This is a genomic window from Clostridium sp. D5, assembly GCF_000190355.1.
Taxonomy (GTDB): domain Bacteria; phylum Bacillota; class Clostridia; order Lachnospirales; family Lachnospiraceae; genus Faecalicatena; species Faecalicatena fissicatena_A.
The window spans coordinates 928,426-941,385 of record NZ_GL870809.1; the positions used below are offsets into that span (position 1 = coordinate 928,426).

General features: G+C 46.4%; 9 protein-coding genes. 8 read left to right on the plus strand and 1 reads right to left on the minus strand.

All coding sequences use genetic code 11. The features are described from left to right. Positions 1-311: 311 nt before the first annotated feature. From HMPREF0240_RS04035 to trxA, 4 genes are all read left to right on the plus strand, one after another. Positions 312-2,393: a penicillin-binding transpeptidase domain-containing protein gene (locus HMPREF0240_RS04035; RefSeq protein WP_242833289.1), complete on the plus strand. Its 2,082-nt coding sequence runs from the start codon at positions 312-314 to the stop codon at positions 2,391-2,393. Between the two features lie 195 nt (positions 2,394-2,588). Then, positions 2,589-2,681 carry a putative holin-like toxin gene (locus tag HMPREF0240_RS25275; protein ID WP_347462548.1) on the plus strand — a complete coding sequence of 31 codons (93 nt, stop codon included), beginning with the start codon at positions 2,589-2,591 and terminating at the stop codon, positions 2,679-2,681. Positions 2,682-3,066: 385 nt separating this feature from the next. Beyond that, a complete protein-coding gene (locus HMPREF0240_RS04040; protein WP_009002173.1) occupies positions 3,067-3,723 on the plus strand; it encodes a Crp/Fnr family transcriptional regulator in 657 nt (218 codons plus the stop codon). A gap of 130 nt (positions 3,724-3,853) precedes the next feature. Then, positions 3,854-4,165 (plus strand): thioredoxin, encoded by a 312-nt coding sequence (gene trxA / locus HMPREF0240_RS04045; protein ID WP_278245578.1) that lies wholly within the window; start codon positions 3,854-3,856, stop codon positions 4,163-4,165. A gap of 808 nt (positions 4,166-4,973) precedes the next feature. On the opposite strand, the gene abc-f is transcribed toward trxA, so the two are convergent. Then, positions 4,974-6,461 carry a ribosomal protection-like ABC-F family protein gene (gene abc-f, locus HMPREF0240_RS04050; protein ID WP_009002175.1) on the minus strand — a complete coding sequence of 496 codons (1,488 nt, stop codon included), beginning with the start codon at positions 6,459-6,461 and terminating at the stop codon, positions 4,974-4,976. A gap of 621 nt (positions 6,462-7,082) precedes the next feature. Between abc-f and HMPREF0240_RS04055 the strand changes: the two genes are divergently transcribed. The 4 genes from HMPREF0240_RS04055 to HMPREF0240_RS04070 all read left to right on the plus strand — a co-directional run bounded on the left by HMPREF0240_RS04055 (position 7,083) and on the right by HMPREF0240_RS04070 (position 12,952). Further along, complete coding sequence (locus HMPREF0240_RS04055; protein WP_009002176.1) at positions 7,083-8,942, plus strand: sensor histidine kinase; 1,860 nt, start codon at positions 7,083-7,085, stop codon at positions 8,940-8,942. Next, positions 8,935-10,509: a response regulator gene (locus HMPREF0240_RS04060; RefSeq protein ID WP_009002177.1), complete on the plus strand. Its 1,575-nt coding sequence runs from the start codon at positions 8,935-8,937 to the stop codon at positions 10,507-10,509. The genes HMPREF0240_RS04055 and HMPREF0240_RS04060 overlap by 8 nt, the downstream gene beginning before the upstream one ends. Before the next feature lie 177 nt (positions 10,510-10,686). Continuing rightward, positions 10,687-11,988, plus strand: coding sequence for a sugar ABC transporter substrate-binding protein (locus HMPREF0240_RS04065; protein WP_009002178.1), 1,302 nt, complete (start codon positions 10,687-10,689; stop codon positions 11,986-11,988). A gap of 79 nt (positions 11,989-12,067) precedes the next feature. Then, positions 12,068-12,952 (plus strand): sugar ABC transporter permease, encoded by an 885-nt coding sequence (locus HMPREF0240_RS04070; protein ID WP_009002179.1) that lies wholly within the window; start codon positions 12,068-12,070, stop codon positions 12,950-12,952. Positions 12,953-12,960: the final 8 nt, after the last annotated feature.

The following is a 12,960-nucleotide window of genomic DNA, read 5'->3' on the forward strand; positions in this document are numbered from 1 at the left end:
GCAGATTTTAAAACGGCCTGAGCCGTGCAATTCATCAGAATTGCGCGGTGAATGCCGTTGGTGCCTTCCCGCCCGGTATGGTTTTTATTTAGTGTTCGTTGGCAAACGGAAAGCCCCCGGAAAGCACACAGTAAGTTCCCCCGCACCCCCGGCGGTCCCGTCCCAGGCAGGCGTCCCTTCACTTCCCTGAAAACAAGCCGCACACAATATATTGACAGAGAAGGATTACAATTGTAATATTAAGAGGAGACTTGTATTTTTATTTTGCAGTGTAATGTAATATGGGGTTACAGAAAGGCAGGGGATTTATATTGGCAGACAGAAAAGAGTACAGGAGAAGGAAGAGAAACCAGAAACAGGGAAAGAAGTGGATTATCCCGGTAGTGGCAGGGGCAATTGTGCTGCTGGCTGCTGCGGGAGTATTGGCATGGTGGCTTCTGCGAGTGAAGACGACCCCTCAGGATGCAGCCGAACAATATTTTTCCCTGCTGAATGAAGGTAAGTACGAGGAAATGTACCAGTTGCTGAGCGAGGACAGCAAAAGCGGAATTTCCCAGGAGGATTTTGTTGAACGGAATCAGAATATTTATGAGGGAATTGAAGCAAAAAATATTCAGATAACTGTTCAGGGAGAACCTGGATACAAAGAAGGTAAGAAGAAAGCAGTGATTTCTTATTCAACGGCTATGGATACGCTGGCAGATGAGATTACTTTTGACAACAAGATGAATTTTATGAAAGAAGGGAAGGAATACCGGATTGTCTGGGATTCTACGCTGATTTTCCCTTCTTTGCAGGACGGATATAAAGTGCAGATCAATACGCAGACCGCAAAACGTGGGGCTATACTGGATCGCAACGGGCAGATGCTTGCCGGTCAGGGGACCGTATCGGAGGTCGGGATCGTCCCGGGAAAACTCGGAGAACAGAAAGAAGAATCCGTGAAAAAGATTGCGGAAATCCTGGGGATGTCGGAGGACAGTATCAACGAAAAACTAAACGCTTCCTACGTACAGGAGGATTCTTTTGTACCGGTGAAGGAGATTGCTAAAAATGATCCCGCCGAAGAAGAACTGCTGAAGATCCAGGGAATCATGATTAATGATAAGGAGGAAAGAGTGTACCCGCTTGGCGCTGCAGCGGGACATCTTACGGGTTATATTCAGGCAGTAACTGCGGAAGACCTTGAAGAATTGAGCGAAAAAGGGTATCATGAGAATAGTGTTGTTGGTAAGTCAGGCCTGGAGAGGGCATTTGAGGATCAGCTCAGGGCTGCTGATGGATGCAGCATCGTAATTGTAAGTGAAGACGGTGCAGAGATTGAAACCCTGGCCCTGAAGCCGGCGGAGAATGGAAAAGATGTTCAGGTGACCGTGGATGCCGGGATACAGACAAAAGCGTATGAGCAGTTTGCATCAGATAAAGGAACGGCGGCGGCTATGAATCCCAAGACGGGAGAAATACTGGCTCTGGTAAGTACCCCGGGGTATGATCCAAATGATTTTGTTATGGGAATGTCCGATAAGCGCTGGGAGGAACTGAATAATGATGAGAATAAACCGCTGACCAACCGATTCAATACTTCCTGGGTTCCCGGATCGACTTTCAAAGCGATTACAGCCGCAATCGGCGTGGAAACCGGAAAGATCCAGCCGGATGCCAATATGGGGTATGTCGGTTTAAGCTGGCAGAAAGACGGAAGCTGGGGCGATTATCACGTAACAACACTGACGGATTATGGATCTGAAGTAAATTTGGAGAATGCTCTTGTCTATTCGGACAATATTTATTTTGCAAGAGCGGCGCTGGATATAGGTGCGGATACAATCAGCGAGTATTTTAAGAAAATGGGTTTTGATGAGGAACTTCCATTTGAACTGACGCTTTCCACCTCATCATATGATGACGATGACAATATAGATTCCGAGATTCAGCTTGCCGATACCGGTTATGGCCAGGGACAGCTGCTGGTGAATCCGGTGCATATGCTGTCTATGTACACCATGTTCGTGAACAGCGGCAGTATGATTCAGCCTACAATCCTGTATCAGGAGCAGGCGGAGGCAAAAGTATGGAAGCAAAACGTGGTTTCAGCGGAGACGGCGGAACTGGTGAAAAACGACTTGGTTCAGGTCATTGAAAACCCTTCCGGTACCGGGGCGGGCGCTAAGATAGACGGAGTGCTGATGCTTGGGAAGACCGGGACGGCGGAAATCAAAGAGAGCCAGGATGACACGGACGGAGTGGAAAGAGGCTGGTTCGTCTGCGGGACGACGGAGGATATCGAAAAGCCCGTACTGGCTGTGGGTATGGTAGAAGATGTGAAAGACAAAGGCGGCAGCAGTTATGTGACTGCAAAAGTGCGTGAATTTGTGGCGGCCTATGAGCAGTAAGGCAAGATATACAATTTACAGTAAGATATTTTGTATAATTTTAAAATCCGGGGTATGTAATAATATATAAAAATATTTGAAATAAGATATCTATATTGAGATGCGAAAAGACATATGCTAGAATCAGTACAAGAACAACCGTAAATTAGGGTGGTTGGCCTCCCGTTCTTATTACATAGAAGGGAGGTGGTGCGAATGGATAAGAAACCATTTGATTTTAAGGATCTGATGCAATTTGGAATGTTCCTGATTGCACTACTGACCTTTATTTATCTTATGAACCATTAGCATAAGAAAATCCACCCTCTTACTTTGAACGGTACTGGGTGGAGTTTCTCATACAATCTTTCAAAGGTCAACCTTTACGGTTGTTCTTTCTATATTTTTAATATAGCACAAAAATAATAATTGTGCAATCCAGAGATTTACTATAAGATATAAATTTAATATACTATAGTTGGATCCGTTTTATACGGGGACGATTCTTTAGCATAAGAAAATCCACCCTCTAACTTTGACCAGTACTGGGTGGAGTTTCTTGCTTCATTATTTTAAGGTCAACCGTTACGGTTGTTCTTACTATATTGATAATATATCACTAAAATAATAATTATGCAATCTAGGAAATTTATTTTGAAATATAAATTTAGAATATGACAGGTGGGACCGTTTCATGAAGGAATTACTGAAAAGAACACTTCCCTTTTGGGAAGATTTGACGAAAAGGGAGCAGGATGCCCTGGCCCAGCGGGTAGTAGAGAGTATGTATGAGAAAGGTTCAGTCCTTCATTATGGCGGGCGGGAATGTGCCGGTGTGCAGATTATTAAAACCGGGCAGGCAAGAGTTTATGTGACTTCCCCCGGCGGCGGAGAGATTACGCTGTTTCGGCTGGTGGATGAAGATGTCAGCATCCTGAGTGCCGCATGCATGATGAAGGGGCTGGATATCGAACTGGACATGGAACTGGAGCAGGATTCTGTCATTTGTACAATCCCCAAGGGATTATACAGGGAGATCAGCGAACAGAACGCAAAAGTAAAGGATTATACTCTGGAAATGATTTCTGAAAAGTTTTCGGATATCATGTGGCTGTTTAACCAGTATGTATTTTCCAATGTGGCATCCAGGCTGGCAGATTCTATTCTGGAACACCGCTCTCTTGCTGGGGGCGATGTACTGAAAATCACGCACGATGCTCTGGCGCGCGATATCGGTACGGCCAGAGAAGTAGTGACCAGGCTGTTAAAACAATTTCAGACAGATGGTCTGGTAAAACTTACCCGGGGCCATATCGAAGTATTGGATGCGGCAAAATTGGGAAAAGTATAAGAAGATAAAGCCTGTTTTGTGATTTTGTCACAGAAAGATCTCAAAATTATGCTATACTGACAATATAAACAAAGAAAACAATTCTTATTCACTTAAAAAAATAAGCATAAAAATTAGAAGGAGGAAACAAATTATGGCAGTTATAAAACTTACAGCACAGAATTTCGAGCAGGAGGTAGTACAGTCAGAAAAGCCGGTACTGGTAGACTTTTATGCAGACTGGTGCGGACCATGTAAAATGATGGCTCCTGTTGTGGAAGAGATATCAGAAGAAAAAGAAGACGCAAAAGTATGTAAGCTGAACATCGATGAAGAGATGGAAATCGCACAGAAATATGGCGTAATGAGTATTCCTACATTTATGGTATTCAAAGATGGGCAGGTTGTAAAAAAAGATTTGGGGGCAAAGCCAAAAAGCGCAGTTCTCTCCATGTTCGAGTAAGGCTTGGGCGTGAAAGGGGAGTTTGCGGGATGGTATGGGGACGCTGTGTGGAATCGTGACAGTGCTCTCCGGGATGCGGCATTACGGCATAACAGCCTCTAATCAAAATAAAAGCCAACATGATGAACAACGCCGACAAACACGGGAATGCCGGATGCATTCCCGCTTGAGTCGGCTTGTCCGCAGGACTGGAAGTCCTGCGGACAGTTCATATGTTGGCTTTTATTTTGATGAAGAGGCTGTAATGCCGTAATGACGCATCCCGGAGAGCACTGTCACGATTCCACACAGCTGGCGCATCAGGGCGGCAGGAAAATCCCCTCCCAAGGGGTGTCCCGGCAGACGGGAGCAGCGGATGTATATAGGATAAGCGGCACTTTCAGGGAGGAGATCGTTTTATTAAATAACATGCTGATAAGATAACATACCGCATATCCAAACACAATCCGCCGCCCCCGTCTGCAACTCCTCCCTGGAGGTGATCTCCCGACCGGATGAAGCCCAGCCTGTCTGGAATGGGGAGGGAAAGCCCGCCGGGACAACAGGTGAGGGGACTGGAAGTATAGAGCGCACGGTTAGAAGTCCTTACGTAAAAGAAGCCGTCCGCGAGGGATGGAAAGTGATTTTCCAAAATCACTTTCCAGGACAACCTAAAACGAGAAAGCATCAGGCTTTCTCGTTGCATGTTGTCTGTGCCCTCGCGGACGGCTTCTTTTGCGTTAGGACTTCTCCGTAAGCGGGTTACTTCCAGCCCCCTCACCTGTTGTCCCGGCGGGCTTTCCCTCCCCATTCCAGACAGGCGTCCCCTTTACCCCCGATCCAGATCCACCCCCAAAGTTGCCACCTTAGTCTGAAAGGTCTCGTCATGTTCTACAAATATCATCGTAGGCCGATATTCCAGCAGCAGATTTTCGATCTGCATCCGTGAGAACACATCAATAAAATTCATCGGTTCGTCCCAGATGAACAGGTGGGCCGGCTCGCATAAGCTTTTGGCCAGCAGGACCTTCTTTTTCTGGCCCTCGCTGAATTCTTCTATATTCTTTTCGAACTGCATTCTGCTAAAGTCAAGTTTTCTCAGGAGTGTTTTAAATATGGTTTCATCCAGCTTCCATTGTACTGCAAAATCGGTGAGATTTCCCCTTAGCCAGGAGGTATCCTGGGAGATATAGGATATTTTTACCTGGCTGCCCAGGTGGAAACTTCCGGTATGAGGAACCGGATCGCCCAGTATCAGGCGGATCAGGCTGGTTTTTCCGCTGCCATTTTTCCCGCGGAGACAGACGCGGTCTCCCTTGCGCACTGTCAGGCTGATGTCCCGGCAGACGGGGCGGGAGCCGTAGTCTATACTGATATCTTCCATAGACAGCAGTACATCTGTGTGATAGGTCAGCAGGTTGAGTTTTAAATCTTCGGCGGTCTCTATATTTTTCAGGAGTTTCCCTTTTTCATTTATGGCATGATCCTGACGCTTCTGTGTGGACTTGGAGCGCTTCATCATTTTAGCGGCCTGGTGGCCGATATGGCCTCTGTCCGGGCGCAGGCCTGCTATGCGGGTTCCGGTCTTTGTGCCTTCGATCTTGTCTGACCAGCGTTCGGTCCGGCGGGAGGCTTCCTCCAGGCGCCGGATATCCTGTTTTAATTGGGCGTTGCGCTCCATCTCCATCTTGTCCTGCGCTTCTTTATTGGAAAACCAGGTTGAAAAGGTTCCTTTCTGAATCTCGATGTCTGTCTTATTGATAGAGAGGACGTGGTCGATACACTCGTCCAGAAAGGTCCGGTCATGGGAGACCAGGATAAACCCTTTCTTGGTGTTCAGATACCGGGCGACTTTTTCCCGGGCCTTGATATCCAGGTGGTTTGTTGGCTCATCTATGAGTAAAAAGGCATTTTCCTTCAAAAACAGTGCCGCCAGGAGTACTTTTGTGCGCTCCCCGTTGCTGAGTGAAGTGTAAGGGCGGTAGAGGATTTCCGGATCCGCGTCCAGCAGATTGAGTTCCCTGAAGATCTGCCAGCTCTCTGCCAGGGGATTGATCTCCTCTATGATTGACAGTGTCATTTCATCCGGATGTTCCACCGGGTAAGGGAAATATTCAAAATCTACGCTTGCTGAAATTGCGCCGCTGTAGTCGTATCTGCCCAGCAGGAGATTGAGAAAAGTGGTTTTTCCGCGTCCGTTCCTGCCGATAAAGCCCAGCTTCCAGTCGGTATCAATCTGAAAGGATACATTTTCGAAGATGGGATCAAAGCTGGTATCGTATGAAAAAGTTAAATCTGATATCTGAATTCTTGACATAAGGCATACCTCCGTATCTGTGTTCTGACATTCGTGTCATGCTTCTCCGATCAGCAGCAGTGACGGGAGACCGCATAAAAAAACCGCAGAAAAGTTAATTCCTGCCGCTTCTGATAACACATATATGGTACCTTCCTATGCCCGTCCGGTGTTCTGCCGGATATATGCTTCTTCAAAGTCAACTCCGCGGAAACAGCATAAGATAGTATGCTTCCAAGACTGATCTCTGAACATGCGGCATAGTGTCAGTGTATGTTATGAGAAGAATAGATGAATAAACTTTCCTGTGTTTGCACAACAAAAAAACGGACAGAGTCCTTTCAAGCGGTTTGTTTTGTTATGCATTGATAATTAACAGGAAAAAGTCTTCATTCTTTCATCTCCAATCATTTTGTTCTGGTGTAATAGTATCAGATATGAGACGGAAAGTCAATCGGGAAATGGGATCGGCGGACAAACGCATCCTCATAAACGTAAGCAGAGCTTTCGAATTGTAAATTATTCTGCGGGAGCTTATAGAGTATGATAAAATGAAGCTGATTCAGAAAACGTAAGATCAGGCAGATTAAATAATAGAAAGTTATCGATTGAATCAAAATCAGGTATTGGAGGTATGGGGATTTGGAAAATCAAGCTGGCAGGAAACGGGGGCCAAAAGTCATTGATAAGTTTAAAACCTGGTGGGCGGGTCTGGGGATACGGAACAGGCTGCTGCTGATGTTCAGCGCGCTTGTTATTATCTCGGTAAGCCTGTGCGCTGCGGTATTGTCTATATACTGGTCAAGGGAGCGGATCACAAGTTTCGATACATATGCGGATGAAATCACGAAGCAGGTCAGCGAGTCTGTGGATGCATGTCTGCAGAACATAGACAGGCTGGCAATCTCCATTGCATACAGCGACAATATGCAGCAGGTACTGAGTGTGGATTACGGAGAACATTTCGAAATGTATGCCCCCAATGAAAAACTGGCCGGCTGGTATCTGGCAAATGCCCAAAAGTCCTACAACGGGATTCAGTCGATCTATGTTTATGACCTGCAGGGACATTTGTTTTCTACACCCATGAATTTTGCCAATTTCGACTATAAACTGGAGCAGGAGGAGTGGCTCCCGGAATTTGCCAAGTCGGATGCCCGTACCTGCATCATCGGACCTTATGTCAACAAGCAGGAAACTTATCCGAAAGAGGAGATTATTTCTATCGTACGCAAGGTAAAGAATATGATGACGATGAAGGATGCGGGATATATTTTCATTAATGTAAAAATCGAGGATATTCTGAATGATAATTTACAGAAAATCTGGGAGGCAGACGGCGGTACACTGCTGATCGTCACGGACACCAATCAGATTGTCTTCGATTCCGGTGATCTGTTCAGGGGAAAAAACGGCATGGATGAAGGCTGGTTTTCCAAACTGCAGAAGGCCGGCAGCCATTTTGACTATCAGTATCAGGGCAGGAAGAGCCGTGTGGTCTTTTCTTACAGTGAAAACAGCGGCTGGTATGTTCTGCGGATCGCAGATCATCAGGAGCTGTACTCCAGTGTACACAAGATGCTGACGATTTCTGCAGTAATAGCAGCATTAATCATTCTGGTAATATTTCTGCCTATGATGGCCTTTGCGAATGGCTTTGTATGGCCGATTATCAGGCTGCAGAAAAGTATGCTGCGTCTGACGAATGATAACTTTGATCCCTTCACAGAACCGGAAGATGATAATGAAATAATACTGCAGCCCAATGGCGGAGATGAGATTGCCCTGCTCACCGAGAGTTTCAACCACATGGCGCTGAGGCTGTATTCCATGATTCAGACGATTTACCAGACAGAGAATGAAAAGCATAAGCTGGAGATTGCAGCTCTGTCGGCTCAGATTAACCCTCACTTTACTTATAATACACTCGGTACAATCAAGCAGATGGCGCTTTTGCAGAATGCCGGAGGAATCGCGGATCTGACGGATGCAATAACCAATCTGCTGCGCGCCACTGCGAAATATGGCGATGGGAGCAGCACTCTGCAGAAGGAACTGGATTTGATCCGGGATTATATTTTTATTATGCAGATGAGATATTATGACAATTTTAAATGCAGCGTCACGACGGAAGATGGGACGCTGAATCAGCCGATGCCCTGTATGCTGATACAGCCCATTGTGGAAAATGCAATATTTCACGGCATCTATGGAATTGACCGTCCGGGTGTCATTGACATCCATGTGCACATTACGGACGGAAAGCTCTGTATCACTGTGGCGGACAATGGAAAGGGCATACATCCTGAACAGATGAAGATGTTTCTGGAAGGACCTGGCCATACAGAAAATAAGTACGAAAACGTGGGTGTCTATAATGTACACCGGAGACTTCAGCTGCACTATGGAACAGAATATGGGCTGCGGTTCAAAGAGAATCATCCATATGGGACAACCGTTACAATTTTAATTCCATTGAAGGAGGAAAATATATATGTATAAGGTGATTATTGCAGACGATGAACCCCTTTTGCGGTTTGCAGTACGCAATCTGCTGAGCTGGGAAGATTATGGCTTTACTGTTGCAGGGGAGGCGGGAGATGGACTTGAGGTATTGAAACTGGTGCGGGAAACCAATCCGGATCTTATTTTTACGGATATTCGTATGCCCAATATGGATGGCCTGGAGATGGTGAAACGCCTGCAGAAGGAGAGTACGGCGTCGGTTGTAATCTTAAGCAACTATGATGATTTCAATTATGCGCAGGCGGCTCTCCGCCTGGGGGTGGATGATTATGTGCTTAAGTCTGCCCTGGATGATGAACATTTAAAGACGATTCTGAAAAAGGAACGCAGAAAACTTGAGACATTTCAGGAGCAGAATCCGCTGCGGGAGCATCTGGAAAAGAAAACAAACAATACGGCGGCAGTACTGAAGGATATCATTCACCGTAAAGGTACGCCTGATGCCATCGAAGCGGCGGCCCCGGATTTGGTATTCATATTAAAAGAACCATATTATGTGATATTTATCGCGGATTCAGAGGCCGACTATCTGAATCACATTTACGAGTCGGAGGAAAACTCTCCCATTTCCATGTTTAATAACTTTATAGAGAATATTGTGGGAGACCGGCTCCATAACCGCGGGTGCTATTTCCTCATCAAGGATGCAGGATGTGTTGTCGTGCTGCCCAGACAGGACTTTGATAAACTGGATGGTGAAGGTCTTCTGCACAGTATAACGAATTTACTCGAACGCTATACGAACCGGATCTATCTGGCAGGAATCAGCAGCCTGGGGCAGGGAATTGAACAGTTTTATGCGCTGTATCAGGAGAGTATATTTGCGGCGGACCGGTATTTTTTTGATGAGACAAAGCGGGTGATCTCGTATGAAGTGTCCGGTGCGCCTTCTTCGAATCATATGCGCAGCCTGCTGGAGCAGTTTTTTGAACAGGCGGGTGAAATGTCCTGGGTATCCGGCATACCGTCCACAATTATGGAAATGCTGGATGAAATAAAAGAGACACGGCTTTTGTCCGCCAACTGCAAAACAATTCTCAGCAACGTTCTTTTGCTCTATGGGATCAAGCTGACGGGCGAGCATAAGGATTTCATGGACTTAAATGAACGATTTGCAGAAAAAATACAAAGTGCCGGCACTTATTCGGTTATGCGGCAGGAGGTGGAGAATCTTCTGGATCGTATGGGCAGCTGTGTGAATGAAATGGGAAAATATTCGCTGCCGGTTCTGCAGACGATTCAATGGATTAAGGACAATTACAAAGAGCGAATCACACTGGTGCTGGCTGCGGAACAAATGTCGGTTCATCCAAATTATCTGAGCCGTATTTTTTCACAGCAGACCGGTAAGTCATTCAGCACCTACTTAAGTGATTACCGCATGGAGAGAGCGAAAGCGCTGCTTCTGGACCGGACCCTCACGGTGCAGGAAATCGGGGAAAAGGTGGGAATACCGAACGGAAAATACTTTGGGGATGCCTTCAAAAAGTGGTGCGGCATGTCCCCGCGCGAGTACCGCCAGATGGTTTTAAAGCAGAAATAGTTAAATAAACAGGAAAAAAAGATATCAAAACTGAAATAGGGAGATTACGGCCGAAAGGATGATAAAGATTAGGGAGTATACGTTATCATATAAGGTTCAAAGTTGCCGGAAAGTTATGTATAATCCAAACTACAAAATACTTCAGGAATGAAGAAATAAAGAAAGGGAGGATTAGGAATGAAAAGATGGAAGAGGTGCCTGGCAGTTGGTCTGGCAGTGGCAACGATGGGAGCAACAGCAGCCTGCGGGAATGCGGACAGTGAGAAACCCAAGGAGAAATCCGGTGAGAAGCCTAAAATTGTTTTCTGGGATATGGTATGGGGGAATGAGGAGTCCATTACCATTGCCGAAGAGATGTGTGCAGAATACAGTAAGGAAAATAACGTTGATGTCGAGTATCAGAGCGTGCCATGGGATAACTTTTACCAGACGTTTCTTACAGCAATTGCGGCAGGGGAGGCTCCGGACTGCAGCAGCGGTTCCAGCTACATGCCGATGCAGTTCTATGATATGGATGCCATCTATCCGCTGGACGACATGATTGCGGAAATGTACGAAGACGGCGAAATTGATGATTATGTTATGAAGGATCTGGTAGAGGGCTACAAGTACAAAGACCACTATGTTGCTCTGCCAACGGGAATTGACATGCAGGTTGCATACTGCCGTACAGATATTCTGGAGGAACATGGGCTGTCTGTTCCGACCAACTGGGACGAATTCCGTCATTGTCTTGAAGTGCTGGCAGAACCTGAGAACAATAAGTATGGTATGGTTCTGATTGGAAACGGAAACAACGGAAAGACCATGTTCCAGTGGACAATTAACAATGGCGGGGGACTCTTCAATGAGAACGGTGAGCCGGACTGTGTGACTGACCGCAATATTGAAGCAGTTGATTATCTGCTGGGGCTTATTAATGACGGTCTGGTAAATCCTGCCAGTGCAGGTCTGACTTCAGATGATTCCAAGTCCGCTTTTGCCAAGGGAGAAGTTGCATTCCACTGGGGAAATCCGGGACTGGTATCCCAGCTGCCTGATCTGGCCGACAAGATCGCGGTTCTGCCTCCTCTTGCAGGTCCTCACGGGGACAAGGCTTCCGTTTACTGGAATGGAGGGCTGATGGCTTATTCCCAGAGTGAGTATCCGGAGGAAACCTGTGACTTTATGCGCTGGTTTGCTGCAAATATGACGTCTTATTGCGTGGACGGTAAGTACTCCATGTTCCCGGTACGCAACACGGTTCTGGAAGATCCTGCTTATGCCGAGGATCCGGTGGTTCAGGACATTGTTGAAGATTATCTGCCTGTTATGAAGAATATCGCGGCCAATAGCGATGAAGTGTTCAGTGAACTGAGTGCAGTTGAGTCTGACGGCACCCTGGACGCAGTGATTCAGAGTATGTTCACTCAAGGTGTAACGGCAGAGCAGATTCTGGAGAAGGAACAGGAAAATCTGGAAATGATTCTTGGACAGTAATTGTCGGGAGTAACTTATATGACGGGAACAAAACGCAAAGCCGTTTCGTTCCCGTCACTTCATAGATAGGAGGTTCAATGTGAAAGTGCAACGAAGCTTGGCGGGGAGAAAGAGAGATTATATGTTGTCCATGGGTTTTTTGTTACCCTCGGTCATACTGATCGGCTTCGTAAATCTCTATCCGGTCATCACCGGTATCCTCTACAGTCTGAAAGACGGAAATATTGTAAATACAGGAAACTTTGTCGGACTTCAAAATTATCAGTCAGTGATCACAAGTTCCAGGTTCTGGAACGCAATGGGGTTCTCCCTGCTGTTTTCACTTGTCACGATTATAGGAAGTTATCTGATTGGGCTGGCCCTTGCATTGATTCTGAACAAGGATGTGCCCGGCCGTGGATTCTTCCGCGCGGCATTTATCATTCCCTGGGTGATCCCGACGATTGTTTCTGTTTCTGCATGGAGATGGCTGATCAATGATCAGGGCAGCCTGATTAACGTGCTGCTCGGCTATCTGAATATCGGGCCGATTATGTTCCTTGCAGATCCGGCTTGGGCGCGTGTCACGGTGTGTATCATAAAGATCTGGATCAGTTATCCGTTTGTACTCATATCTCTGCTGGCTTCCCTGCAGAGCATTGGGACGGAGATGTATGAATCTGCGCGTCTGGATACTTCCAGCGGAGCAAAGCTGTTCCGCTATATCACCCTGCCCCACCTGAAGCCGACTTCGATTATTCTTGTGATATTACTGACGGTCTGGTCATTCAATGACTTTGGCCTGATTTATCTCCTGACAGGGGGCGGTCCGGATATGGCGACAGAGAATATGGTATATCTGGCTTATCTGTATCCGTTTAAATATAACAAGATCGGACCTGGTTCAGCGATTGCCGTGATTACATTAATTTTGCTCATGATTCTGGCGTATATCATGATGAAAATGCGTCGGAGTGAAGAATAGGGGGAGAG